18 protein-coding genes and 1 pseudogene are annotated in these 25,051 nt (G+C 72.1%); 10 read left to right on the top strand and 9 right to left on the bottom strand.

The window, feature by feature from the left end; translation table 11 throughout:
* On the bottom strand, window positions 1-2,791 hold a 2,791-nt coding region (locus tag ACFZDK_RS05095; protein WP_390970115.1), incomplete at its 3' end, for a nitrate- and nitrite sensing domain-containing protein.
* Window positions 2,792-3,198: 407 nt separating this feature from the next.
* Between ACFZDK_RS05095 and ACFZDK_RS05090 the strand changes: the two genes are divergently transcribed.
* Window positions 3,199-3,987 (top strand): protein phosphatase 2C domain-containing protein, encoded by a 789-nt coding sequence (locus tag ACFZDK_RS05090; RefSeq protein WP_390969820.1) that lies wholly within the window; start codon window positions 3,199-3,201, stop codon window positions 3,985-3,987.
* 19 nt (window positions 3,988-4,006) lie between these two features.
* Here the strand turns inward: ACFZDK_RS05090 and ACFZDK_RS05085 are convergent, their stop codons facing one another.
* Complete coding sequence (locus tag ACFZDK_RS05085; RefSeq protein ID WP_390969818.1) at window positions 4,007-4,498, bottom strand: MarR family transcriptional regulator; 492 nt, start codon at window positions 4,496-4,498, stop codon at window positions 4,007-4,009.
* A 287-nt stretch (window positions 4,499-4,785) separates the two neighbouring features.
* Between ACFZDK_RS05085 and ACFZDK_RS05080 the strand changes: the two genes are divergently transcribed.
* The gene (locus ACFZDK_RS05080) at window positions 4,786-5,592 is read left to right on the top strand and encodes a GH25 family lysozyme (protein WP_390969816.1); all 807 of its coding nucleotides are present in this window, start codon (window positions 4,786-4,788) and stop codon (window positions 5,590-5,592) included.
* 69 nt (window positions 5,593-5,661) lie between these two features.
* Here ACFZDK_RS05080 and lon read toward each other — a convergent pair whose 3' ends face one another.
* Entirely contained in the window at window positions 5,662-8,091 is a 2,430-nt protein-coding gene (gene lon, locus ACFZDK_RS05075; RefSeq protein ID WP_390969814.1) for an endopeptidase La, read from the bottom strand.
* A gap of 172 nt (window positions 8,092-8,263) precedes the next feature.
* Here lon and ACFZDK_RS05070 point away from each other — a divergent pair, with 172 nt between their 5' ends.
* Window positions 8,264-9,067 carry a GNAT family N-acetyltransferase gene (locus ACFZDK_RS05070; RefSeq protein ID WP_390969813.1) on the top strand — a complete coding sequence of 268 codons (804 nt, stop codon included), beginning with the start codon at window positions 8,264-8,266 and terminating at the stop codon, window positions 9,065-9,067.
* Between the two features lie 269 nt (window positions 9,068-9,336).
* Window positions 9,337-10,827 (top strand): sulfatase-like hydrolase/transferase, encoded by a 1,491-nt coding sequence (locus tag ACFZDK_RS05065; protein ID WP_390969811.1) that lies wholly within the window; start codon window positions 9,337-9,339, stop codon window positions 10,825-10,827.
* 9 nt (window positions 10,828-10,836) lie between these two features.
* Here the strand turns inward: ACFZDK_RS05065 and ACFZDK_RS05060 are convergent, their stop codons facing one another.
* A complete protein-coding gene (locus ACFZDK_RS05060) occupies window positions 10,837-11,685 on the bottom strand; it encodes a rhomboid-like protein (protein ID WP_390969809.1) in 849 nt (282 codons plus the stop codon).
* Window positions 11,686-11,939: 254 nt separating this feature from the next.
* Between ACFZDK_RS05060 and ACFZDK_RS05055 the strand changes: the two genes are divergently transcribed.
* The 4 genes from ACFZDK_RS05055 to ACFZDK_RS05040 all read left to right on the top strand — a co-directional run bounded on the left by ACFZDK_RS05055 (window position 11,940) and on the right by ACFZDK_RS05040 (window position 18,755).
* Window positions 11,940-12,641 carry a spermidine synthase gene (locus ACFZDK_RS05055; protein ID WP_390969807.1) on the top strand — a complete coding sequence of 234 codons (702 nt, stop codon included), beginning with the start codon at window positions 11,940-11,942 and terminating at the stop codon, window positions 12,639-12,641.
* A 110-nt stretch (window positions 12,642-12,751) separates the two neighbouring features.
* Window positions 12,752-13,492, top strand: a complete 741-nt coding sequence (locus tag ACFZDK_RS05050) for a response regulator transcription factor (protein WP_355718510.1) — start codon at window positions 12,752-12,754, stop codon at window positions 13,490-13,492.
* Window positions 13,489-14,622, top strand: coding sequence for an ATP-binding protein (locus ACFZDK_RS05045; protein WP_390969805.1), 1,134 nt, complete (start codon window positions 13,489-13,491; stop codon window positions 14,620-14,622). Before ACFZDK_RS05050 ends, ACFZDK_RS05045 begins: the two co-directional genes overlap by 4 nt.
* A gap of 326 nt (window positions 14,623-14,948) precedes the next feature.
* Window positions 14,949-18,755, top strand: a complete 3,807-nt coding sequence (locus ACFZDK_RS05040; protein ID WP_390969803.1) for a multifunctional oxoglutarate decarboxylase/oxoglutarate dehydrogenase thiamine pyrophosphate-binding subunit/dihydrolipoyllysine-residue succinyltransferase subunit — start codon at window positions 14,949-14,951, stop codon at window positions 18,753-18,755.
* A 66-nt stretch (window positions 18,756-18,821) separates the two neighbouring features.
* On the opposite strand, the pseudogene ACFZDK_RS05035 reads toward ACFZDK_RS05040, so the two are convergent.
* From ACFZDK_RS05035 to fxsA, 4 genes and pseudogenes are all read right to left on the bottom strand, one after another.
* A pseudogene (locus tag ACFZDK_RS05035) lies at window positions 18,822-19,070 on the bottom strand (hypothetical protein); the annotation flags it as partial.
* Between the two features lie 363 nt (window positions 19,071-19,433).
* Window positions 19,434-20,816 carry an aKG-HExxH-type peptide beta-hydroxylase gene (locus ACFZDK_RS05030; protein WP_390970114.1) on the bottom strand — a complete coding sequence of 461 codons (1,383 nt, stop codon included), beginning with the start codon at window positions 20,814-20,816 and terminating at the stop codon, window positions 19,434-19,436.
* Window positions 20,816-21,970, bottom strand: a complete 1,155-nt coding sequence (locus tag ACFZDK_RS05025) for an FxsB family cyclophane-forming radical SAM/SPASM peptide maturase (RefSeq protein ID WP_390969801.1) — start codon at window positions 21,968-21,970, stop codon at window positions 20,816-20,818. Before ACFZDK_RS05025 ends, ACFZDK_RS05030 begins: the two co-directional genes overlap by 1 nt.
* A gap of 157 nt (window positions 21,971-22,127) precedes the next feature.
* Window positions 22,128-22,358, bottom strand: a complete 231-nt coding sequence (gene fxsA / locus ACFZDK_RS05020) for an FxSxx-COOH cyclophane-containing RiPP peptide (protein ID WP_390969799.1) — start codon at window positions 22,356-22,358, stop codon at window positions 22,128-22,130.
* 271 nt (window positions 22,359-22,629) lie between these two features.
* On the opposite strand from fxsA, the gene ACFZDK_RS05015 reads away from it, so the two are divergent.
* Entirely contained in the window at window positions 22,630-22,812 is a 183-nt protein-coding gene (locus ACFZDK_RS05015; protein WP_005312030.1) for a DUF6104 family protein, read from the top strand.
* Between the two features lie 141 nt (window positions 22,813-22,953).
* On the opposite strand, the gene ACFZDK_RS05010 is transcribed toward ACFZDK_RS05015, so the two are convergent.
* On the bottom strand, window positions 22,954-23,715 hold the full coding sequence (locus ACFZDK_RS05010; RefSeq protein WP_390969797.1) for a hypothetical protein: 762 nt from the start codon (window positions 23,713-23,715) through the stop codon (window positions 22,954-22,956).
* Between the two features lie 214 nt (window positions 23,716-23,929).
* Here ACFZDK_RS05010 and ACFZDK_RS05005 point away from each other — a divergent pair, with 214 nt between their 5' ends.
* Window positions 23,930-25,051 (top strand): DUF4097 domain-containing protein, encoded by a 1,122-nt coding sequence (locus tag ACFZDK_RS05005; RefSeq protein ID WP_390969795.1) that lies wholly within the window; start codon window positions 23,930-23,932, stop codon window positions 25,049-25,051.

Below are 25,051 nucleotides of genomic sequence, written 5' to 3'. Positions count from 1 at the left end.
CCTCGTCCTCCGCGGCCTGCGGTGCGCCCTGCGACCCGGGCCAGTCATCGTCCTCGGCCCGCTGCCGCCGGGGCCGGTCCTCGTCCTCCGCGGCCTGCGGTGCGCCCTGCGACCCGGGCCAGTCGTCCTCCACGGCCCGCCGGCGCCGAGACCGGTCCTCGTCCTCCGCGGCCTGCGGTGCGCCCTGCGACCCGGGCCAGTCATCGTCCTCGGCCCGCTGCCGCCGGGGCCGGTCCTCGTCCTCCGCGGCCATCGGTGCGCCCTGCGACCCGGGCCAGTCGTCCTCCACGGCCCGCTGCCGCCGGGGCCGGATGTCGGCGTCGGCGGGGTGTGTCCGGTCGTCAGCGGCACCCGGGTGCGTCCGTTCCTCGGTGGGAACGGCTCGCGCCTGGTCCTCGGCCGCCTCGGAGGGCTCCGCCTCCGCCTCCGGGTCCGTGAGCGGGACCAGCAGTTCCATCGTGGTCTCGGCGAACGTCTCCGCCGGTGCCTTCGGGCGTGCCGTCGGCTCGGGGTCCTGGGTCTTGGGCGCGGGTGCCTGCTCGTGGGCGGGCTGTTCGTCGGCCTCGCGCACGGCCTTCTCCGCGAGGGACACCAGGGGGTCGCCGGAGGCCGAGCGGCCGTGGAGGACGTTGGAGTTGGCCTCCGCGTCCGCGCCGGGGAGGGAGAAGCCGTGGCCGCCGGTGGCCGAGGCGGCGGGGGCCGTCGTCGTGGGGGCCGCGGCCAGCAGGGACTGCGGGAGGACGACGACCGCCGCCACCCCGCCCTGCTTCTGCTCGCGCAGCTGCACCCGGACGCCGTGCCGGTGGGCGAGGCGGGCCACCACGTAGAGGCCGAGGCCGAGACCGTCCTCGCCCTCGTGGTCGTACGGCGACTCGGGGTCGAACTCGGCGAGCCGGCCGTTGAGGCGGACCAGGCGGTCGGCGGCCATGCCGATGCCCTCGTCCTGGACGGAGAGCATGACCTCGCCGCTCTCCAGGAGCCAGCCGGAGACCTCGACCGGCATGTCCGGCGGGGAGGACGCGGTGGCGTTCTCCATGAGTTCGGCGAGAAGGTGGCTGAGGTCGTCCGCGGCGAAGCCCGCCACGTGCGCGTGCGGGGGCAGGGCCGCGATGCGGACCCGCTCGTAGCGCTCGATCTCGCTGACCGCCGCCCGGACCACGTCCACCAGCGGGATCGGGCCCGCGTGCGTCTGGACGTGCTCGGTGCCGGCGAGGACCAGGAGGTTCTCGCTGTGGCGGCGCATGACCGTGGCGAAGTGGTCGAGCTTGAAGAGGGTCGCGAGGCGGTCGGGGTCCTGCTCGCGCTCCTCCAGGCCCTCGATGACGCCGAGCTGGCGTTCGACCAGGCCCAGCGTGCGCAGCGCCAGGTTGACGAAGGTGCCGCCGATGCTGGTGCGCAGCCGCTCCAGCTGGGCGGCGGAGTCGGTGAGCTCGGCGCGCAGTTCCTCGCGGGCGTCGGCCATCTTCTGGCGCTGGCCGACCAGGTGCTTGCGGTCGGTCTCCAGGGTGGCGATGCGGTCGTAGAGCTCGACGGCGTGCGCGTGCAGGGCGTTGACCGAGCGGACGACCTGGGCGAACTCGTCGTTGCGGCCGGTGAAGGTGACCGGTTCGGCGGTGCGCGGGTCCTCGGCCTCGGCGAGGCGGGCCGAGCCCCGGCGGAGCACCGACAGGGGGCGGGTGAGGGTGCGGGCCATGGCGGTGGCGATGCCGACCGCGACCAGCATCAGCGCGCCGACCACCGCGACCCGGATCTCCAGCGCGGTGACGTCGTCGTCGCGGAGCTGCTCCAGGTCCTGGGTGCGGTGCTCGTAGAGCGCGGACTCGACGCCCCGCATCAGCTCGACCCGGCCGGACAACGCCGCGTCCAGCTTCTTGGTGCTGGTGGAGAGGTCGTCGTCGGAGAGGGTCGGCTGGTCGGTGAGGGCGGCCAGGAGCTTCTCGGCGTCGTTGACGTCGTTGCCGGTGACCGTGGAGTCGTAGGACTCGACCGCCGTCTTGGGCGCGGTGTCCCGGAAGTCGGCGACGGCCGCGTCGGCGCGCAGCCTGGCCTGCTGGGCGGCGGCGGTGAGCGCGTCGCGCTGCTTCCGGTCCGCCGCGGAGGTGCTCGTGCTGGTGGTGGGCAGACCGGTGAGCGGGTCGATCGTGGTCTGGGTGGTGCTGGGGATGTTCAGGGCCGCGAGGAGCAGGCCGCGGGCCGCCGCGGACTGCTGGACGGCGGAGTCCAGCTCGGCGAACGCGTAGGCGCCGGAGCCGGCCCTGGGGGGCATCTGCTCGGCCAGCTGTTCGGCGAGCCGGTGCAGTTCGGTGATGGTCTGCGAGTACGCGTCGTGCGCCTGGAGGGCGGTGCTCTGGCCGGTCAGCGCGGAGCGGCGGACGGCCGCGATGCCGTCCAGGTCGCCGCGCAGCCAGCCCGGGGCGTCGGTGTCCGCGCGCAGGTCCTCGACCTGGCGGTCGACGCGGGCGCTGCGGTCCTCGGAGGGCGCCTTGGCCTTGGGGCGGCCCGCCGCGATGTAGGAGGTGACCTCGTCGCGCTCGTCGGCGAGCGAGTTGGCCAGCGCCAGCGCGTCCTGGGTGCGGCTCGCGAGCGTCACCAGGTCCTGGGAGTCGCTGAGCTGCCCGGAGGCGGTCAGCAGGGCGGGCGCCCCGGCTCCCGCGATCGCGGCGGCCACCACGGCCACGGCCACGATCAGCCGGGTCCGGACGTGCTTGGGGCGGCCGGTGCCGACGGGAGCGACGGCGCCCGTTTCGGAGGCCGTCTTCTTGCCTGTGCGCCGAGGCCGCGTCTTCTGCACCGGTGCTCGCATTCCTGAACTCGTGTACCCAAGGGGCCGGGTGGCACCCCGTCATGATCCCCGGCAATTCGGTGCCAAGTGGTGCGTGCACCCGATACGTGCACTGATACGTCGGTCCCCGACCCTCCCAGCGCCGGTGGGCGGTGGTCTCGCATCATCTGACCCGCCACCCGAAGGAGTGAACATCGGAGGGGAGTTGGCGGGCAAGTTCCGGCGGCCTGTGCACGGTCCTTTTCCGGCGGGCCGGTTGGACGCGGACGGCAGGCTTTGACAGGATTCGCCGCCACGCCTTCCCGGAGTGCGCCATTCCACCCCAAAACAGGCGGCTGACCTGCGAGACCGCGTGAATTCCCGGGTGGTTGCCAGCCTTTGGCGAAGATCGTGAAGGGGTCGTGCAGACTGGCCGAATGCGTACTGAAGTCGTTTCGGAGCCCGGCACCCCCGATCGCCCCAACGAGGACTTCGCCGGTGTCGGCCTTCCCGCCTCGGGACAGGGGGGCTGTGTGATCGTCCTGGACGGGGTCACTCCGCCGGAGGACGGCACCGGGTGTCTGCATTCCGTCCCCTGGTTCACCGCGCGCCTGGGCGGGGCGCTGACCGAACTGACCGTTTCAGGGCGAGATCTGACGCTGCGGGAGATCCTCGGAGAGGCGATCCGCCGCACAGCCGAAGCACACGGTGACACCTGTGACCTTTCTCACCCGCGTACCCCGCAGGCGACGGTCGTCCTGACCCGCTGGTCCGAGGCCGCCCTGGAGTACCTCGTCCTGTCCGACTCCGCGCTGCTCCTGCAGTCCCCCGACGGCACGGTGACCCCGGTCCTGGACGACCGGCTCGACAGGGTCCCGCGGGCCTCTCTCGCCTCGGACGCGATCGCCGACGCCACCGTCCGCAACAAGGAGGGCGGCTTCTTCACGGCCGCCGCCGACCCCTCGGTCGCCGCCCGCGCGGTCACCGGGACCGTGCCCCGGCACGAGGTGCGCGCCCTCGCGGCCCTCACCGACGGGACGACCCGCTGGACGGAGAAGTTCCGCGAGGGTGACTGGACGGCCCTCTTCGACGTCGTCCGCAAGGAGGGCGCCCGGGCGCTGGTGGACCGGGTGCGGGAGCTGGAGGCGGCCGACCGGGAGGCGCGGACGTTCCTGCGCCGGAGCAAGACGCACGACGACGCGACGGCGGTGTACGTCGAGCTCTGAGGCCCGCCGGGCCGGCCGGCTACTTCTCCATGACGCCGTTCAGCTGGTGGAGCAGCCGGGCCAGTTCCGCGACCTCCAGGCGGGGCCAGTGGGCGAGCTGGCGGACGTAACGGCCGCGGCGGGCCTCGCGGACCGTGCCGACCCGGCGCCGGCCCTCGTCGGTGAGGGCGACCAGCCAGGCCCGTCCGTCGGCCGGGTCGGGCTCGCGGGCGATCAGGCCGAGCTCCTCCAGGGCGCGCAGCTGGCGGGACATGGTGGCCTTGCCGACGCCGATGTAGGCGGCGAGGTCGGTGGCGCGCTGGCCGCCGTACTCGTCGAGCCGGACGAGCAGTCCGTACGCGGCGGACTCCAGGTCGGGGTGGACCTCCCGGGCCATCTCGCCCTGACTGGCCCGGGCGCGGCGCAGCAGTACCGTCAACTCGCGTTCCAGCGCCAGGAACTCCTGGTCCGCACCGTTCGGCGGCAACCCGGTGGCGGTGGGCTGTCCGTCGCCCTTTTCGTCCTCGTGCACGTCAGCACCCCTGATCGGTTTCGCAGTCCTGAAAGTTTCCGTCAAACACCGTCGTCGCCGCAGCTCGCCAAGTATTTCGCAGGCGTAGACCAACGGCAGCCTCCGGACCCTCTTCCCGCCGGGTCCGCCTCCTGCGTAGCGTCTCCGCCGGGCCATCGATGGCATGCCCACGCCAGTGATTGCGCCGTGTGACTCCGTGTCGTGTGACCTCGCGTCGTGTCGCACCGTGTCATGTCGGCCGCCTCTGGCATATCTGGGACCCCCACCTCACCCCACGGAGGCACGTCATGCCCGTGCACAGACCCGCCCCCACCCTTCTCACCGCGCTGCTGGCCCTGCTGCTGGCGGCCCTCTCGCTCGCCCCCGCCCACGCCGACACCGCCACCCCCGCCCGCGGCTCGGCGTACATGGGCATGGGCGTCCTGGCCCACGACGGCCAGAACGGCAGGCCCAGGACCGGTGACGCCACCCAGACCGAAGGCGTCGACGTGGCCAGCTACCAGGGCAACGTCGCCTGGCCGACCCTGCTGGGCAGCGGGGTCAAATGGGCGTACTCGAAGGCGTCGGAAGGCACGTACTACACGAACCCCTCCTTCAGCCAGCAGTACAACGGCGCCTACGACGCCGGCATGATCCGCGGCGCCTACCACTTCGCGACCCCGGACACCACGAGCGGCGCCACCCAGGCCGACTACTTCGTCGACCACGGCGGCGGCTGGTCCCAGGACGGCCGCACCCTGCCCGGTGTCCTGGACATCGAGTGGAACCCGTACGGCGCCGCCTGCTACGGCAAGTCCGACGCCGCGATGGTCAGCTGGATCAACGACTTCCTCACCACCTACAAGGCCCGCACGGGCCGCAACGCCGTCATCTACACGGCCACCAGCTGGTGGTCGGACTGCACCGGCAACTACAGCGGCTTCGGCTCCGTCAACCCGCTGTGGGTCGCCCGGTACGCCTCGGACGTGGGCACCCTGCCGGCCGGTTGGTCGGTCTACACGATGTGGCAGTACACCTCGACCGGTCCGACGGTCGGGGACCACGACCGGTTCAACGGCGCCCTTGACCGGGTGATCGCACTCGCCAACGGCTGACCGGCCCGCACAGGGCGAAGGCCCGGGTCCCTCGCGGGGCCCGGGCCTCCTGTCATCCGGCAGCGTCCGTCACGCCGCTGCCGGAACCTCCGGCGCCGTGTCCGCCGCGCCGTTCGTGGCGGGTGCGAGCGCCAGCTCCAGGACCTGGCGGACGTCGGTCACGGCGTGGACGTCGAGCTTGTCCAGCACCTCGGCCGGGACGTCGTCCAGGTCGGCCTCGTTGCGCTTCGGGATGATGACGGTCTTCACCCCCGCGCGCTGGGCGGCGAGCAGCTTCTGCTTCACACCGCCGATGGGCAGCACCCGGCCGGTCAGCGAGACCTCGCCGGTCATCGCCACGTCCGTGCGGACCAGCCGGCCGGAGAGCAGCGACGCCAGCGCCGTGGTCATCGTGATACCGGCGCTCGGGCCGTCCTTCGGGACCGCACCCGCCGGGAAGTGGATGTGGACCCCACGGTCCTTCAGGTCGCCGACCGGCAGCTCCAGTTCGGCGCCGCGGGAGCGCAGGAAGGACAGGGCGATCTGCGCCGACTCCTTCATCACGTCACCCAGCTGACCGGTGAGGGTCAGGCCCGCCGCACCCGTCTCCGGGTCGGCCAGGGACGCCTCGACGAAGAGGACGTCACCACCCGCTCCGGTGACCGCGAGGCCGGTGGCCACGCCGGGCACCGCGGTACGGCGCTCGGCCGGGTCCTGGGCGGACTCGGGCACGTGGTGCGGCCGGCCGATCAGGGCGCGCAGGTCCTCGTCCCTGATCGTGAACGGCAGCTCCCGCCGGCCGAGCTCGTGCTGGGCCGCGACCTTGCGGAGCAGCCTGGCGATCGACCGCTCCAGGGTGCGGACGCCCGCCTCACGCGTGTACTCGCCGGCGAGCTTGCGCAGCGCGCTCTCGTCCAGGACGACCTCGCCCTCGTCGATGCCCGCCCGCTCCAGCTGGCGCGGGAGCAGGTGGTCACGGGCGATGACGACCTTCTCGTCCTCCGTGTAGCCGTCGAGGCGGACCAGCTCCATACGGTCGAGCAGGGCCTCCGGGATGGCTTCGAGCACGTTGGCCGTGGCGAGGAAGACCACATCGCTCAGGTCGAGCTCGACCTCCAGGTAGTGGTCACGGAAGGTGTGGTTCTGCGCCGGGTCCAGGACCTCCAGGAGGGCCGCCGCGGGGTCGCCGCGGTAGTCGGAGCCCACCTTGTCGATCTCGTCGAGCAGGACGACCGGGTTCATCGAACCGGCCTCCTTGATCGCCCGCACGATCCGGCCGGGCAGCGCGCCGACGTACGTACGGCGGTGACCGCGGATCTCGGCCTCGTCCCGCACACCGCCGAGGGCGACGCGGACGAACTTGCGGCCCATCGCGTGGGCGACGGACTCACCCAGGCTGGTCTTGCCGACACCGGGCGGCCCGACGAGGGCCAGCACGGCACCGCCACGGCGGCCGCCGATGACCCCCAGCCCCCGGTCGCTGCGGCGCTTGCGCACCGCCAGGTACTCGGTGATGCGCTCCTTCACGTCCTCCAGGCCGGCGTGCTCGGCGTCCAGGACCGCCTTGGCGCCCTGGATGTCGTACCGGTCCTCGGTCCGCTCGTTCCACGGCAGTTCGAGGACGGTGTCCAGCCAGGTGCGGATCCACGAGCCCTCGGGCGACTGGTCGCTGGACCGCTCCAGCTTGTCGACCTCCTTGAGGGCGGCCTCGCGGACCTTCTCGGGCAGGTCGGCGGCCTCCACGCGGGCGCGGTAGTCGTCGGACTCCTCGCCGTCCTTGGCCGAGTCGCCGTTCAGCTCGCGCAGCTCCTTGCGGACCGCCTCCAGCTGGCGGCGGAGCAGGAACTCGCGCTGCTGCTTGTCCACGCCCTCCTGGACGTCCTTGGCGATGGTCTCGGCCACGTCCTGCTCGGCGAGGTGGTCGCGGAGCTGCTGGGTGGCCAGCTTGAGGCGGGCGACCGCGTCGACGGTCTCCAGGAGTTCGATCTTCTGCTCGGTGGTCAGGAACGGCGAGTAACCGGAGTTGTCGGCCAGCTGGGACACATCGTCGATGGCCTGCACCCGGTCCACCACCTGCCAGGCGCCGCGCTTGCGCAGCCAGGCGGTGGCGAGGGCCTTGTACTCCGTGACCAGTTCGGTGACATGACCGGGCACCGGGTCCGGGACGCTCTCGTCGACGCGGGTGCCCTCCACCCACAGGGCGGCACCCGGGCCGGTCGTACCGGCGCCGATGCGCACCCGGTAGCGGCCGCGGATCAGCGCGCCCGGGTCGCCGTCGGCGAGGCGGCCGACCTGTTCCACGGTGCCGAGCACACCGGTACCCGGGTAGGTCCCGTCGACCCGCGGCACCAGCAGCACCTTGGGCTTGCCGGGCTCGGTACGGGCGGCGGCCTGCGCGGCCTCCACGGCGGCGCGTACATCAGGGTCCTTCAGGTCCAGCGGGACCACCATCCCGGGCAGCACGACCTCGCCGTCGAGAGGCAGCACAGGGAGGGTGAGTGATGCGGACGTCGAAGCCATGATCTCCCCTTCGGCAGTCAACTTGAGTTATGCCGACTCAATGTTCGGGAGCCCAGAAATGTTCCCATGCATATGTTCGCTCTGAGCGATCGAGTGGTGACCTGGCCGAACACGGTCCCGCACCCGGAAAAACAGTTGATCCGCGCGGGCGCATTCCCCGTACGGTCACCCGGTGACCGACACCGACCCCACGGCGACGCTGCTCGCCGCCTACGACGCCCAGATGCGCGCCGCCCAGCCCGCCCCCGCGCCCGGGGTCGCCTACGAGCACGACGGAGCCCTGCTGCGGGTCGTCGGCCAGCACCGCGGCTTCGTGACCGGGCCGCACGACTGGGGCGGGCTGCGCGGCGCCGAACTGGACGCGGCGATCGCCCGGCAGCGGGACTTCTTCGCGGCGCGCGGCGAGGCGGTGGAGTGGAAGGTACGGGGCTACGACGTCCCGGCGGACCTCACCGACCGGCTCCGCGCGGCGGGTTTCGTGCCCGAGCCGCAGGAGGCGGTCGTGATCGCCCCGGTCGCGGACCTGGCCGTACCGACCCCGGCGCTGCCCCCTGAGGTGACCCTGCGCCGGGTCACCGACGACGCGGACCTGGACCGTATCGCCGCGCTGGAGACCGCCGTCTGGGGCGAGGACATGGCCTGGATCGCGGAGTACCTGCGGGGCCGGCTGGCGGTGGACCCGGACGGCACCGAGATCTACGTCGCCGAGGCGGCCGGGGAGCTCGTCTCGGCGGCCTGGGTGGCCTTCCGGCCGGGCACCGACTTCGCCATGCTGCTGGGCGGCTCAACGCTGGCGGCCTGGCGCGGCAAGGGCGTCTACCGCGCCCTGGTGGCCCTGCGAGCGACCCGCGCGGCGGCCCGGAGCGCGACCTACCTCCTCGTGGAGGCCTCCGACGACAGCGCCCCGATCCTGAAACGCCTCGGCTTCACAGCGGTGACGACGACCACGCCGTACGTCTGGGCACCGGCCGACTGACCAACGCCGCCCGCATCAGCGCCCCGACAGGGGCGCGGGGCTGTATTCGATATGCGGCTCCGCCGCGTGGGCGCGACCAGCCACGACGAGCCCGCACCCGGCAGCCGCCCGAAACCCGCCACGGCGAATGACCCCGCCGCCACTGCCATGACTTCGCAAGGCCATCGCCACACCACCGCAACGCAATCCACAGGAAAATCCCCGAAACTGCCAGCTGATTCACAGCGAGCAGCTGAACAGCACCGCGCAACGGGGGCCCGGGGGGACACATGGACGAGAAGCCGACAACCGGGCCGAGCCGACGGGCCGTGCTCACCGGTGCCGCCGTGGTCGCGGCCGGTGCCGCGGTTCCGGTGGTCGTACAGGCCGTGGACGACGACGGAGGCGGGGGCGGCACAACCACCCCCGCCCGCACCGCCTCCGCCGCCCCCGTGGCGAGCCGGCCCCCGGCCTCGCCCCTCCCCCGCACCGACCCGCGCCCGAACATCCTCTTCGTGCTCACCGACGACCAGCCGAAGGAGACGGACTGGGCGATCCGCCGTACCGCCGACTGGCTGGGCGGGCAGGGCGTGACCTTCGCGCGGGCGCACGCCAACACCCCGCTCTGCGCGCCCTCCCGGGCCTCGATCATGTCGGGCCGGTACGCGCACAACCACGGCGTCCTCGACACCCGCCACCCCTCCCACCTGGACCAGCACACCACCGTCCAGCGCCGGTTGCAGGCAGCCGGCTACCGCACCGGCCTGTTCGGCAAGTACCTCAACTTCTGGCACACCGGTGACAACCCGCCGTACTTCGACGAGTGGCTCCTCCAGGAACCGGTGGCCTACTACAACGGCCACTACAACGACAACGGCACGGTCCGGAACATCCCCGGCTACAACACCACCGTCATCAGGGACCGCGCCCTCGCCTTCATCGACGCCTCACGCACCGACACCCGGCCCTGGTTCGCGTACGTCGCCACCCGCAGCGCGCACGAACTCAACATCCCGGAGCGGAAGTACGCGCACACGCGCGTGCCGGAGTGGCCGGGGCGGCCGTCCGTCCACGAGGGCGACAAGAGCGACAAGCCGCCGTTCCTGCAGCAGGCGAACCACACCTACGAGCAGGGAAAGGCGCTGCGCACCCGCCAGTTGCGCACCCTGCTGTCGGTGGACGACGCGATGCGCGACCTCCGGGACAAGCTGCGCGAGCTGGGCCAGCTGGAGAACACGCTCGTGGTGTACACCAGCGACCACGGGCTGTGCTGGGCGGACCACGGCTGGCTGCGCAAGTCGGTGCCGTACCGGCCCAGCCTGGAGGTGCCGTTCTGGCTGTCCTGGCCGGCGCGGGGCCTGGGCAAGGGAACCGTCGACGACCGGCTCACCGGCCATGTCGACATCGCCCCGACGTTCCTGGACGCGGCCGGCCTCACCCCGGACACCCCGCACGACGGCCACTCGCTGCTCGACACCCGCAACGACCGCGACCGCCTGCTCGCCGAGTGGTGGTGGAACCGCCAGGACCAGGAGCCGATCCACACCTGGGCCACCCATATCGGCAGGTCCACGCAGTACACGGAGTACTACCGCACCCGCCTCGACCGGCAGGGCCGCCCCGCCCAGGGCGACGGCGAGGTCCTCTTCCGGGAGTTCTACGACCTGGCCGCCGACCCGTACCAGCTCACCAACCGTCTGCACGGTGCGACGGCGGAGCAGGAACGGGCCCTCGGAGTACCGGAGTCGGCGAAGGCACTCGCAGCGGCGCGCCGCGCCTGAGCGCGGCGCTCAGGGCGTGACGGCGCCGGCCGCCGGACCCCGCTCCCGGTACCAGCGGCGCACGGCCGGCCAGAGCCCTATCCCGATGCCCAGCGAGATCAGATGGCCCCAGTTGGTCATCGGGTCCTCGAAGGCGACCAGGTCCGTGAGCAGGCTGTAGCCGACCAGGGCGAGCAGGGACCAGCGCAGCCAGGGGGCGAGGAGGCCGGAGAGGGCGCCGATGCTGGCGGCGACCCCGAAGCTGATGCCGTAGTCGAGGCGGTGCAGCGAGGTGTCGGGCAGATGGCCGACCAGGACCGCCAGACCCACCGGGACCTCGGTGGCGAGGGTGGCCAGCACATGACCGGCCAGGAAGACGAGGATCGCGCGCGCACCGCCTATCCGCCGTTCCAGCGCGGTCAGCACGAGGACGAAGGCGAGGGCGTACGGGGACAGCAGCCCGCCCGCGATCCACAGGGCGCTGGCCAGCAGGACGAAGACCGGGGTGCGCAGGAGGTGCGCCACATCGGTGCTGGAGTCCTGGTAGACCGAGTGGAGCAGCGCGGGGCTGGCGCAGCTCGCGAAGAGCGAGGTGAGGGCCAGGAGCACGGTGTAGGCGAAGGTGGCCGGGGTGCCGGTGGGGCTCGGCAGCAGGCGCCAGGGGCGCAGCCGGAGGGCGGGGCGCGCCGTCCGCGGGAGCGGGATCGAGAGCGCGACCGGGCCGCGCTGGCGGGGCACGCCGTCCAGCAGGACGGCGACCTCCGCGACCGGCGGCGGCTCGGGCGAACCGACCGGGAAGGGATCGTGCGCGGCGGCCGGAACCGGAAGGGGCTCGGGCTCGGGCGCGGGCGTCGATGCGGCCCTCGCGGTCCGTTGCACGGTGAGGCGCTCCTTCCGTTTCACCCCACCCTTCGCCGTGCCACCAGCCGCTGTCTGTGACCGGGGCCACGCGGCGAGCGATTCACAGGATTTTCTGAAGAATCAAGAGGGGCCAGGAGGAACCATATGAGCCGCATCCGGCCGCCGGCGGGCCCGCAGCGCCGGGCGGCCCCTCGAACGGGTGATGCCCGTGCGACGGCCCGACACCCGTAATTCGCGTGGCCGCAAAGCTCTGTTGGGGCAGGATGACGGGCATGACTCCCGCGGCCCCCCTGTCCGACCTGTCCGACAGCCCTCCCGTGGTGCTGGACCGCCGCACGGGGCCGTACGGCGAGGTGGTCCTGCGACGGCATGGCGACCTGCTGCAGATCATCGCCAACGGCTGCTTCCTGATGGACACCTCCGACGGGCGCTCGGAGCGGCTGCTGGTGGACGCCGCGCGGGCGGCCCTGGACGGGCGCACGGATCCGGCGGTGCTGATCGGCGGCCTCGGCGTCGGGTTCTCGCTCGCGCACGCCGCGCGGGATCCCCGCTGGGGGCGGATCACGGTCGTGGAACGGGAGGCCGCGGTCGTCGACTGGCACCGCGCCGGCGGGCCGCTGTCCGCGCTCTCCGCACGCGCGTTCGCCGATCCGCGCACGAAGATCGTCGAGGGCGATCTCGTGGCTTACGTCAATGAGACTTACGACACGTTCGACGCGCTGTGCCTGGACATCGACAACGGCCCCGGCTGGACCGTCGACGAGGACAACGAGGGGCTCTACTCACCGGCCGGACTCGCAAGCTGCGCAAGGGTGTTGAGACCGGGCGGGGTACTGGCCGTATGGTCGGCGCAGCCCTCTGCGGAATTCGAGGGAACCTTGTGGAATGCCGGGTTCCAACGGGTGCGTACCGAAGAGATCCCGGTTGCCCGGGGCGTTCCGGACGTCGTTCACCTTGCCGTCCGCCCTGGATAGCGAGTGCGCCTCCTGTCCCCGTAATGTGCATCCCTGACGCGGATCATTCAAGCGTCAATCGCAGTCATGGGATCACCCCACTGGTTCCGGAAAGCACACAGGGGCGGGCGATGGAGCAGACACACACCTCCCACAACAGCGCGGCGGCGGCAACTCCGGGCGCCCAGCGCCGGGTTCTGGTCGTCGAGGACGATCCGACGATCGTCGACGCCATCGCGGCCCGCCTGCGCGCCGAGGGATTTCTCGTGCAAACCGCGGGTGACGGCCCGGCCGCCGTCGACACCGCCGAGGCCTGGCAGCCCGACCTGCTGATCCTCGACATCATGCTGCCCGGCTTCGACGGTCTGGAGGTCTGCCGACGCGTGCAGGCCGCCCGGCCGGTGCCGGTGCTGATGCTCACCGCGCGGGACGACGAGACCGACATGCTGGTCGGGCTCGGGGTCGGCGCCGACGACTACATGACCAAGCCGTTCTCCATGCGGGAGCTGGCGGCACGCGTGCACGTGCTGCTGCGGCGGGTGGAGCGGGCGGCCATTGCGGCCTCCACGCCCCGCTCCGGCATCCTGCGCCTGGGCGAGCTGGAGATCGACCACGCCCAGCGCCGGGTCCGGGTGCGCAGCGAGGACGTGCACCTGACGCCGACCGAGTTCGACCTGCTGGTCTGCCTCGCCAACACCCCGCGCGCGGTGCTCTCCCGTGAGCAGCTGCTCGCCGAGGTGTGGGACTGGGCGGACGCCTCGGGCACCCGCACGGTCGACAGCCACATCAAGGCGCTGCGCCGGAAGATCGGCGCCGAGCGGATCCGCACCGTGCACGGTGTGGGCTACGCGCTGGAGACACCGACGCCATGAGCGCCGGGCCGACCGGACCAAGAGGACCCGGGGGGCCGGGAGGACCCGGAGGACCCGGGGAAGAGCCCTGGGGCGCAGTGCGCCCGTTCTCGATCAAGACCAAACTGGGCGCGCTCGTCGTCGTCTCGGTGCTGATCACGACCGGTCTGTCGATGATCGCCGTGCACACCAAGACGGAGCTCCGCTTCATCACGGTCTTCTCGATGATCGCCACACTGCTGATCACGCAGTTCGTGGCCCATTCGCTCACCGCGCCGCTGGACGACATGAACACGGTGGCCCGGTCGATCTCCCAGGGCGACTACACGCGCCGGGTGCGCGAGAACCGCCGGGACGAGCTGGGCGACCTGGCCGAGACGATCAACGTCATGGCCGACGAGCTGGAGGCCCAGGACCGCCAGCGCAAGGAGCTGGTCGCCAACGTCTCGCACGAGCTGCGCACGCCCATCGCGGGCCTGCGGGCCGTCCTGGAGAACGTCGTCGACGGCATCGCCGATCCGGACACCGAGACGATGCGTACGGCCCTCAAGCAGACCGAGCGCCTCGGACGCCTCGTCGAGACCCTGCTGGACCTCTCCCGGCTCGACAACGGGGTCGTCCCGCTGCGCCAGCGCCGCTTCGAGGTGTGGCCGTACCTCTCGGGCGTGCTCAAGGAGGCCAACATGGTCGTCGGAGCCCGCGGCCTCGCCTCCAACTCGGGCAGCCACACCCGTACGGACGTCCATCTGCACCTCGACGTCTCCCCGCCGGAGCTGACCGCGCACGCCGACCCGGAGCGCATCCACCAGGTCGTGTCGAACCTCATCGACAACGCGGTCAAGCACAGCCCGGCGCACGGCCGGGTGACCGTGAAGGCGCGGCGCGGGCCGCAGCCGGAGTCGCTGGAGCTGGAGGTCCTGGACGAGGGCCCCGGCATTCCGCGCTCGGAGTGGCACCGGGTCTTCGAGCGCTTCAACCGGGGTGCCGTACGAAGGCCGCACGGACCCGGCAGCGACGGCGGCACCGGGCTGGGGCTGGCGATCGCCCGGTGGGCGGTGGATCTGCACGGCGGCCGGATCGGTGTGGCCGAATCCGACCGCGGCTGCAGGATTATCGTCACTCTGCCGGGGCTTTCATCCGTGCCAAGTTGACGTAAAGTTCGATCCGGAGCCTCAAGATCCACCTGTGGTCCGCACGGTCGTCGGCACAGCCGGACACGTGTGATCAGGTGCGGACTCCGCGCACGTCGCGCCGGAGACCGGAGCGAGGTGATCTCCGGCGCGGCGGAGCCATGCCCGGTTCAGTCCTTTCGCAACGCAACCACGCTTGTTTCCCGCCATATCAAGCCCCGAAACACAGTTTTCGATGTGACTTACGCGACGATGAACCGGCCCGACCTGACCTTCGCGGTCTTGGAGGCGTAGCCTTTATTCCCGCTGTCCATCACCTTGTGAAGCGGAAGAGGGCGGTTGCCGCCGTGTCGCCACAGTCCCCCAGTAACTCGAGCATCTCGACCGACGCAGACCAAGCGGGCAAGAACCCCGCAGCCGCGTTCGGACCGAACGAATGGCTCGTCGACGAGATCTATCAGCAGTACCTCCAGGACCCGAATTCGGTAGACCGAGCCTGGTGGGACTTCTTCGCCGACTACAAGCCGGGAGCGCCCGCCGCCTCGGCTCCGGCGGGTACCGCGGCCGCGGGGGCCGCGGGCACCACCACGACACCCGCGCAGACGCCGCAGGCCGCGGCTCCGGCCGCCCCGGCGCCCGCGCAGGCCGCTCCGGCGCCCGCCGCGCCTGCTCCGGCCGCCCTGGTGGCTCCGAAGGCCGCTGCGCCCGCTCCGGCGCCCGCGAAGCCCGCCGCCGCACCGGCCCCGGCCGCCGCCGCGAAGGCCGCGCCCGCCGCCGCGGCGCCCGACGGTCCCGATCTGGTCACCCTGCGTGGTCCCGCCGCCGCGGTCGCGAAGAACATGAGCGCCTCGCTGGACGTGCCGACGGCCACCTCGGTCCGCGCGGTCCCGGTGAAGCTGCTGTTCGACAACCGCATCGTCATCAACAACCACCTCAAGCGCGCCCGGGGCGGGAAGATCTCCTTCACGCACCTGATCGGCTTCGCGATGGTGCAGGCCCTCAAGGCCATGCCGTCGATGAACTACTCGTTCGCGGAGAAGGACGGCAAGCCGACCCTGGTCAAGCCGCCGCACGTGAACTTCGGCCTGGCCATCGACCTGGTGAAGCCCAACGGCGACCGCCAGCTCGTCGTGGCCGGCATCAAGAAGGCCGAGACCCTGAACTTCTTCGAGTTCTGGCAGGCCTACGAGGACATCGTCCGTCGCGCCCGCGACAACAAGCTGACGATGGACGACTTCACCGGCGTCACGGTCTCCCTGACCAACCCCGGCGGCCTCGGCACCGTCCACTCGGTCCCGCGCCTGATGCCCGGCCAGTCGGTCATCATGGGCGTCGGCTCCATGGACTACCCCGCGGAGTTCCAGGGCACCAGCCAGGACACCCTGAACAAGCTCGGCATCTCGAAGGTCATGACGCTCACGTCGACCTACGACCACCGGGTCATCCAGGGCGCCGCCTCCGGCGAGTTCCTCCGCCAGGTCGCGAACCTCCTCCTGGGCGAGAGCGGCTTCTACGACGAGATCTTCGAGGCGCTGCGCATCCCCTACGAGCCGGTCCGCTGGCTCAAGGACATCGACGCCTCCCACGACGACGACGTCACCAAGGCCGCCCGCGTCTTCGAGCTGATCCACTCCTACCGGGTCCGCGGCCACGTCATGGCCGACACCGACCCGCTGGAGTACAAGCAGCGCAAGCACCCCGACCTGGACATCACCGAGCACGGCCTCACCCTGTGGGACCTGGAGCGCGACTTCGCGGTCGGCGGTTTCGCCGGCAAGTCGATGATGAAGCTGCGCGACATCCTCGGTGTGCTGCGCGACTCGTACTGCCGCACCACCGGCATCGAGTTCATGCACATCCAGGACCCGAAGCAGCGCAAGTGGATCCAGGACCGCGTGGAGCGGCCGCACTCCAAGATGGAGCGCGAGGAGCAGCTGCGGATCCTGCGCCGCCTGAACGCGGCGGAGGCCTTCGAGACCTTCCTGCAGACGAAGTACGTCGGCCAGAAGCGCTTCTCCCTGGAGGGCGGCGAGTCGGTCATCCCGCTGCTCGACGCGGTGATCGACAGCGCGGCCGAGTCCCGCCTGGACGAGGTCGTCATCGGCATGGCCCACCGCGGCCGCCTGAACGTCCTCGCCAACATCGTCGGCAAGTCGTACGCGCAGATCTTCCGCGAGTTCGAGGGCAACCTCGACCCGAAGTCGATGCACGGCTCCGGCGACGTGAAGTACCACCTGGGCGCCCAGGGCACCTTCACCGGCCTGGACGGCGAGCAGATCACGGTCTCGCTGGCCGCGAACCCGTCCCACCTGGAGACGGTCGACCCGGTCATCGAGGGCATCGCCCGCGCCAAGCAGGACATCATCAACAAGGGCGGCACGGACTTCACGGTCCTGCCGGTCGCGCTGCACGGCGACGCGGCCTTCGCGGGCCAGGGCGTGGTGGCCGAGACCCTGAACATGTCGCAGCTGCGCGGCTACCGCACCGGCGGCACGGTCCACATCGTCATCAACAACCAGGTCGGCTTCACGGCGGCGCCCGAGTCCTCGCGCTCCTCCATGTACGCCACCGACGTGGCCCGCATGATCGAGGCCCCGATCTTCCACGTGAACGGCGACGACCCGGAGGCCGTGGTGCGCGTCGCGCGCCTCGCCTTCGAGTTCCGCCAGGCGTTCAACAAGGACGTGGTGATCGACCTCATCTGCTACCGCCGCCGCGGTCACAACGAGTCGGACAACCCGGCCTTCACCCAGCCGCTGATGTACGACCTGATCGACAAGAAGCGCTCGGTGCGCAAGCTCTACACCGAGTCCCTGATCGGTCGCGGCGACATCACCCTGGAAGAGGCCGAGCAGGCCCTGCAGGACTACCAGGGCCAGCTGGAGAAGGTCTTCACGGAGGTCCGCGAGGCCACCGCGCAGCCGGCCGCCGCGCCCGCGCACGAGCCGCAGGACGGCTTCCCGGTCGCCGTGCCGACCGCGATCTCCGCGGAGGTCGTGAAGCGCATCGCCGAGTCCCAGGTCAACATCCCGGACTACTTCACCGTCCACCCGCGTCTGCTGCCGCAGCTGCAGCGCCGGGCGGCGATGATCGAGGACGGCACGATCGACTGGGGCATGGGCGAGACCCTGGCCATCGGCTCGCTGCTGATGGAGGGCACCCCGGTGCGCCTCTCCGGCCAGGACTCCCAGCGCGGCACCTTCGGCCAGCGCCACGCGGTCCTCATCGACCGCGAGACGGGCGCCGACTACACGCCGCTCCTCTACCTGTCCGAGGACCAGGCCCGCTACAACGTCTACAACTCGCTGCTCTCCGAGTACGCGGTGATGGGCTTCGAGTACGGCTACTCGCTCGCCCGTCCGGACGCGCTGGTGATGTGGGAGGCGCAGTTCGGTGACTTCACCAACGGCGCCCAGTCGGTCATCGACGAGTACATCTCTGCGGCCGAGCAGAAGTGGGGCCAGACCTCCGGCGTCACGCTGCTCCTCCCGCACGGCTACGAGGGCCAGGGCCCGGACCACTCCTCGGCCCGTATCGAGCGCTTCCTGCAGCTCTGCGCCCAGAACAACATGACGGTGGCCATGCCGACGCTCCCGTCGAACTACTTCCACCTGCTCCGCTGGCAGGTGCACAACCCGCACCACAAGCCGCTGGTCGTCTTCACCCCGAAGTCGATGCTGCGTCTCAAGGCGGCGGCGTCCAAGGCGGAGGAGTTCACGAGCGGCGAGTTCCGCCCGGTCATCGGCGACTCCTCGGTCGACCCGAACGCGGTCCGCAAGGTCGTCTTCTGCACCGGCAAGGTCTACTACGACCTGGAGGCCGAGCGGCAGAAGCGCGGCGTCACGGACACGGCGATCATCCGCCTCGAGCGCCTGTACCCGCTGCCGGGTGCGGAGCTCCAGGCCGAGGTCAACAAGTACCCGAACGCCGAGAAGTACCTGTGGACCCAGGAGGAGCCGGCGAACCAGGGTGCCTGGCCGTTCATCGCCCTCAACCTGATCGACCACCTGGACCTGGCCGTCGGCGCCGACGTCCCGGCCGGCGAACGCCTCCGCCGCATCTCCCGCCCGCACTCGTCGTCCCCGGCCGTGGGCTCGGCGAAGCGCCACCAGGCGGAGCAGGAGCAGCTGGTGCGTGAGGTGTTCGAGGCGTAGTCCTCAGGAGCACCGCGAAGGGCCCGGTCCCCGTCACGGGGGCCGGGCCCTTCGGCGTACGGGCCGTCAGCTCGCCTGCGGCTCGAAGTCCCGGTAGGGGCGGTTGCGGGCGCGGGCCGAGAGGGTGTGGACGTGCTGCTTGCCCAGGGCCGCCTCCAGGTCGGACAGCGCCTCCTGCTCGGCCTTCTCCGCCTGCTGCCGGGCGCGCAGCCCGCGCAGATCGGCCGCGTAGGCGACCCGGGCGGACAGGGTGAGCGGATGGGTCCGGCCGAGGGTCTCGGTGGCCCGGACGACGGTGACCCGGCTCAGCTCGGCCGTAGACGCGTACCTCGAGCAGCTTGCCGTTGTGCTCCCTCCACTCGGGGTTGCGGGAGGTGATGAGAAGGGGGTGCCCCAGCGGAGTGGGTCGCGGACCGCGCGGAGCCGCTCACCGTACTCGTCGCCCGTGGACAGGTCGAGTTTCGGGGCGAGTTCGGCCGGCACGCGGCGACAGGTGACCCGGCTCTCCGCGTCGACCCACCGGTAGGCGTCGTTCAGCACCAGCTCACGGCCCGTGAAGCGGGTGTTGCGGCGCGGTACGCCACCCCACACCTCGGGCATCGCGGCGGGGAAGCGGGGGCCGCGAGTGACACCTCGGCTCGTCGATCTTTGCGCAGCGGGGCCTGAGAAGTCGTCGTTTCAGTGCGATTCACTGCGGGGCCGGCGCTGTGTCCACAGCGTGCGCACGGCCTTCACGTGGGCCTGCGCCCGTGCCGTGTGCCCCCGGGGCGCGGGATGCGCGGCGAGCCGTTCGTACGTGGCGGCCATCTCGTCCACGAACCGCCGGCCCACCGCCGTGAGGTCCGGGGAGGCGACCAGGGCGGGCAGCGCGGCCCCGACCTGGGCGTGGTAGCGCGCGTACTGCGCCCACGCGCCCTCGCTCCGCGCCGGCTCCGTGGTGAGCGCCCGGCGCTGGAAGAAGTCCGCGAGCGCCAGATGGGAGTAGGCACCCTGGAGCAGACCGTCGTACGGCCTCGGGTCCGGGCGCCAGGGCGCGAAGTAGCGGGCCGCCGAGTCCGCCCGGTGCAGCTCCACCAGGTCGCCGAGCGCCACCATCTTGGTGTGCTGCAGCTCGTGGACGAGGGTCGAGGCGAAGGCGACCGGGGTGGCCGGGACGTTGCTGAGCAGGGCCCCGAACGCGTCGCGCCGGGTTCCGCTGCATTCGGCCCGGCGCCCCGCGCCGGGCGGCAGCTCCACCGGGATCAGGCACCGCAACAGCGCCACCGTCTCCGTGAGCCTCCCCTCGCCGCCCGTGCGCAGGGCGGCGGCCGTGCCGGACCAGCTCTGCAGCCAGCGTTTGCGTTCGGCGTCGTCCGGGGCGGCCGGGCCGCTCAGGGCGTACCGGCCGGGTTCGCGGGGCGGGACACGGTAGGGGTCGAGATCGTCGAGGGGCAGGGGGGCGGCGTCGGGGACCAGGCCCGGGAGTGTGCAGGCCGGGGTCCATGCGCGGGAGGCGGACCAGGCGCCGCTGTCGTTCTCCAGGTGGACGGTCGTCCGGCCGAGGGTCAGGCGGGCCCGGTCGTAGGTGACGCGGACTCGGGGCTCGGACGTGCGCAGGGCTCCCAGGGACGGGAGGACGAGAATGCCGTCCCGGGCCGTCAGTTCGGTGCTGAAGGGGATGCCGGCGCGGGCCGCCGCCACCGCGGCCACGGCGCTGAAGTAGGCGAGGTCGAGGGCGAGTTCGTGGCGCTGGGCGTCCGTGGGGGCGCTGCGCGGGTCGAGGCCGGTCAGGCAGCGGCGGGCCCAGGGGCCGAGCAGCGGATGGCCGAGTCCGGCGCGCGCCGGGGAGCCGGCGGCACCGGACCGGTCCGCCGCCGTCACCAGCGCCCAGTCCTCGCGCAGCCTCGCCTTCGCCGCCGGCGGGCAGAGCGCCGGGTCAGCCGCCTCCGCCGCGTCCAGCACCGCGCGCAGCAGGAGCAGCCGCCGGGTGTCCTGGTCCCGGACCAGCAGGGCGAGCGTGTCGGCGCCGCCCTCGGTGCGCCCGAGTTCGGCGAGGGCCGCCTCCGGGACCGCCGGAAATATCACGGGGTGCCGCCTTCCTGTGAGGCCGGCACCGGGGCCGCGTCCGCGGCGACCCGACCGGCCGCGTGCCGGATGAAACGCTCCAGGTCGGCGCAGTACACCGAGCGGTTGCGGAAGCCGTGCCCGGCCCGGTACCGGTGGGCGTAGTGGCCGCCGCCGCACACGGTCAGCAGCGGGCAGGCCCGGCACGCGTCGGCGAGGGCCGCCGGGCCCGCCTGCCGGGCGGCGACGCCCGGGTGCCGTAACGCCTCGTCGAAGCTGTGCCGGAAGACGTCCAGGCCCGTCCGCGCGGCGCCGTCGTAGGCCGATTTCAGTGAGTCGACCTGTTCGATCGAGCCGTCCGTCTCCACCACGAGCGCGTCGAAGGGAGCCAGCCCCAGGGACTCGGTGGCCGCGGGCAGCCCCAGCAGCAGCGCCAGGCACTCCTCGAAGAGCCGTACCCGGGTCTCCCGCCGCCCGGCCGACCACCAGCGGTCGAAGACGGCGCAGAGCCAGTCGCCGTAGCGGGTGCCCTCCCAGTGCGGCGGAGTGGCCGTCCAGTTGCCGTGCGGGAGGAGCAGGTCCAGGGCGGGCGGGCGGAGTTCGAGGAGCGACTCGTAGGTGTCGACCGGGTCCAGCGTGGGGTCCACGACGGTCAGGAGGCCCGCGTACGACGCCGGGAAGCGGTCGGCGAGCAGGCGCGCCCCGCGCACCGCGGCGGGCCAGGAGGGGCGGCCGGCGTGGTCGACGCGACGCGCGTTGTGCTCGGCGCGGCCGCCGTCGAGGCTGATGCCGACCTGGATGCCGTGCCGGGACAGGACGGCCAGGCGGTCCTCGGTGAGGAGGGTGGCGTTCGTCTGGACGGTCGCCCGGACCGTGCAGTCGGCGGGGGCGCGGGAGCGGACGGCCTCGGTGAGGCCGACGAGGGTGTCGGCGCCGGCCAGCAGGGGTTCCCCGCCGTGCAGGACCAGGGAGACCGTGGTCAGGGCGTGGGTGCGGGCGTGCTCGGCGATGCGGTCGGCGGTGCGGTCCAGGACGGCGGGCGGGGCGGTGGCGGGACGGGTGCGCCAGGTGCGGTCCGGGCCCTCGTAGAGGTAGCAGTAGGTGCAGGCCAGGTTGCAGCGGCCGTGCACCTTCACGATGAACTGGCGGAAAGGGTGACCGGTCGAAGACACTCCAGCACCCCCATGCCGTACACCTCTCCACCCGTATCAGGCCGCATTCCCGGTCGGAGGCCGGACGCAAACCCGCTGCGATCGAAGTCGCCCATTCCTGAGGCCGTTCGACCGAACGTGACCGTCACCGCCGGCGCCGCCGGGCGAACCGTGTCGTTCACATGGAGTTGTTGAAGCCCCAGAGCATCTCGCTGGGCCGTTCCGCCCGTTCGCGCAGCCCCTCCAGCACCTCGTTCAGCACCGGGTGCCGAACGGTCCTCAGCTCCTCCAGGTCCAGGCCCAGCAGCTCCGGAAGCTCCGGCAGCGGCTCCTCGTGCTCCTCGTCCATCATCTCCCCGTCCTCTCCCTCGAATCCCGCGTCTCCCGCGTCCTCCGCCTGCCCGCTCATCCCAGCGCGGCCAGCCGTTCCGCCGTGTCGTGCGCCGTCGGCTCGCCCGAGCCGAGCGTGCTCCCTACGCCGTACCGTTCGTGGTTTCCCGCCCTTCCCGCACGGGAGGACATCGCCGGTCCCATCCCACAGGGAAAGAGTCCTTCCCCCGGAAGCCGACCCCTACCCTTCACCCACGGCACACCTTTGTCATCCGCCCGGCGCCGTCCGCCTAGGCTGGTAGGAGCCCACCACCGGGCACCCACACAGGTACGCAGCAGGAGAGCACCCCATGTACTTCACCGACCGAGGCATCGAGGAACTGGAGAAGCGGCGCGGCGAGGAAGAGGTCACCTTCGAGTGGCTCGCGGAACAACTCCGCACGTTCGTCGACCTCAACCCCGACTTCGAGGTCCCGGTGGAGCGCCTGGCGACGTGGCTGGCACGACTGGACGACGAGGACGACGAGGAGTGACGAGGAGTAGGGCGCAGTAGGGCGCCTCACCGAGCGCCCCGAAAGGGGCGCGGGGCCGGGACACTCTGCGGCTCCGCCGCGTGGGCGCGAGCAACCCCCACGGGCCCGCAGCCGACGTACGACACCGAACGCCACAGTCGATCAATCACGCGGGAACACCGTCTCGTACGACAGCTCCAGCCCCCCGTGCACCATCAGCACCGTCCCCACCGCCGCCCACCCCACACTGCGCCGCCGCACCGCCCACGCGGCGACCGGCACCCCGACGGCCAGCTCGGCCAACGCCAGCCAGTGGGCCCTCGGCATCCCCGCTCCCCGGGCCCCGTCGGGGCCGGCGCCCTCGACATGCCTCGCGTCGGCCACCGCGCACAGCAGGCGGTGCGCCGGTTCGCCGGCGTCGAGTCCCTCCGGCAGTTCCACCCCCGCGCGCGCGAGGACCGCGAGCAGCCCGTGCAGCCGCGCGCGGGCGTCGGCGGCCGGATCCGGCGATGTCAGCCCGTCGAGGAGCTGCGCGTCCAGCACCGGATCGAGCCCCAGCCGCGCCGCGAACGTGTGCATCGCCTCGCCCTCCCCGGCCGGCGTGCCGTCGGCGAGCCACACATAGCCGACCGGGCGGCGGAAGCCGGAGGCGAGGGTGTAGCCCGCGCGGTCGGCGTCCCACCACAGCCCCAGCACCGGCCACGGGGAACCCACGGCGAGTGCGGCGGCCCAGCCGGTCAGGACGCGGTCCACGGGTTCGCCCGCGCGCAGCCACGGTGAGCCCTCGGGGACGAGCACGCTCCACTCACCGGCCCCGGTGAGCAGCATCCGCTCCCGCAGCAGGGGGGCGAGCGGGGCGACGGCGTCGGGGGCGGCCCGGCAGAGGAGCAGGGCACCGGGGGCTGGGGATGCGTCCGTCGGCATGGACACACGCTAAGCAATTCATCCGCTTGCCGCCCGATTTAGCACCCCACCGAACCCCCTCAAGGTCAAGCGCCGTCCCACTCCCCCACACGAAAGGGTGTCTTGACTTCCCGCAGCCACGATATATCGTGTTTCACGGAAGACGCGATATGGCGCGAGCCGTGCATGCGCGTACCGGTACAGCCGCCGTACCCGGCCGAGGGAGGTCCGCACCATGTCCAAGTCCGAGTGGTCCGTCGCCAAGCCCGACAAGCTCGATTTCGACACCCCCGTGAGCGATCTGCATGTCCGCATCGTCAACGGAACAGTCAACGTCGTGGGCACGGACGAGGGTTCCGCCCGCCTGGAAGTCTCCGAGATCGAGGGCCCGCCCCTGATCGTCACGCACGAGGGCGGCACCCTCACCGTGGCCTACGAGGACCTGCCCTGGAAGGGCTTCCTCAAGTGGCTCGACCGCAAGGGCTGGCGGCGCAGCGCGGTGGTCTCGCTCGCCGTCCCGGCGGACACCCGCGTGGAGGTGGGCGTGGTCGGCGCCGCCGCGGTCGTCTCCGGGATCAGCGGCGCCTCGGTGGTGAAGGGCGTCACTGGCGACACCACGCTGGTCGGCCTCTCCGGCGAGGTCCGCGCGGACACCGTCTCCGGGAACCTGGAGGCCCAGGCCGTCACGGGCGACCTGCGGTTCAACTCCGTCTCCGGCGACCTCACCGTGGTCGAGGGCTCGGGCTCCGCCGTGCGCGCCGACTCGGTCAGCGGCTCCATGATCATCGACCTGGACCCGGACGGCCCGACCGACGTCCGGCTGACCAGCGTCTCCGGCGAGATCGCCATCCGGCTGCCCCACCCGGCCGACGCCGAGGTCGAGGCCAATACCGCGAGCGGCTCGATCTCCAACGCCTTCGACGGACTGCGGGTGCACGGCCAGTGGGGCGCCCACAAGATCACCGGCCGCCTCGGCGCGGGCAACGGCAAGCTCCGGGCCACCACGGTCTCCGGCTCCATCGCCCTGCTGCGCCGCCCGCCCAAGGAGGACGACGACGAGCGGACGGCCTGGGAGACCGCGCCACCCGCGGGCCCGACGGGATCGACGGGACCGAGCGAGCCGGGCGGGCCGGTGGGACCCGCCGGACCGGTGGGCCCAGCCGGACCGGTGGAGCCCGTCGGACCGGTGGGACCGGTGGGCCCTTCCGCCCCCACCGGCGCAGGGCCGCACAGCAAGCCAGGAGACAATGCCGACGCCGGCTCCGACGCCACCGGGTCTGGTCCCGAGTCCGAGTCCGGACCCGAGTCCCAGCCCGCAGCCCCGGCCGACGGCACGACCGACAAGAAGGTGCTCTGA

Source organism: Streptomyces sp. NPDC007901 (assembly GCF_042959465.1).
Taxonomy (GTDB): domain Bacteria; phylum Actinomycetota; class Actinomycetes; order Streptomycetales; family Streptomycetaceae; genus Streptomyces.
The sequence above is the reverse complement of the archived record's forward strand: the minus strand, read 5'-3'. Positions and strand labels throughout refer to the sequence as shown.

Excerpts from the sequence above, each read along its gene's own strand:
- ACFZDK_RS05090 (WP_390969820.1), top strand. The coding sequence starts at position 3,199 with ATGCGTACTGAAGTCGTTTCGGAGCCCGGCACCCCCGATCGCCCCAAC.
- ACFZDK_RS05080 (WP_390969816.1), top strand. The coding sequence starts at position 4,786 with ATGCCCGTGCACAGACCCGCCCCCACCCTTCTCACCGCGCTGCTGGCC.
- lon (WP_390969814.1), bottom strand. The coding sequence starts at position 8,091 with ATGGCTTCGACGTCCGCATCACTCACCCTCCCTGTGCTGCCTCTCGAC.
- ACFZDK_RS05065 (WP_390969811.1), top strand. The coding sequence starts at position 9,337 with ATGGACGAGAAGCCGACAACCGGGCCGAGCCGACGGGCCGTGCTCACC.
- ACFZDK_RS05055 (WP_390969807.1), top strand. The coding sequence starts at position 11,940 with ATGACTCCCGCGGCCCCCCTGTCCGACCTGTCCGACAGCCCTCCCGTG.
- ACFZDK_RS05050 (WP_355718510.1), top strand. The coding sequence starts at position 12,752 with ATGGAGCAGACACACACCTCCCACAACAGCGCGGCGGCGGCAACTCCG.
- ACFZDK_RS05045 (WP_390969805.1), top strand. The coding sequence starts at position 13,489 with ATGAGCGCCGGGCCGACCGGACCAAGAGGACCCGGGGGGCCGGGAGGA.
- fxsA (WP_390969799.1), bottom strand. The coding sequence starts at position 22,358 with ATGAGCGGGCAGGCGGAGGACGCGGGAGACGCGGGATTCGAGGGAGAG.
- ACFZDK_RS05015 (WP_005312030.1), top strand. The coding sequence starts at position 22,630 with ATGTACTTCACCGACCGAGGCATCGAGGAACTGGAGAAGCGGCGCGGC.
- ACFZDK_RS05010 (WP_390969797.1), bottom strand. The coding sequence starts at position 23,715 with ATGCCGACGGACGCATCCCCAGCCCCCGGTGCCCTGCTCCTCTGCCGG.
- ACFZDK_RS05005 (WP_390969795.1), top strand. The coding sequence starts at position 23,930 with ATGTCCAAGTCCGAGTGGTCCGTCGCCAAGCCCGACAAGCTCGATTTC.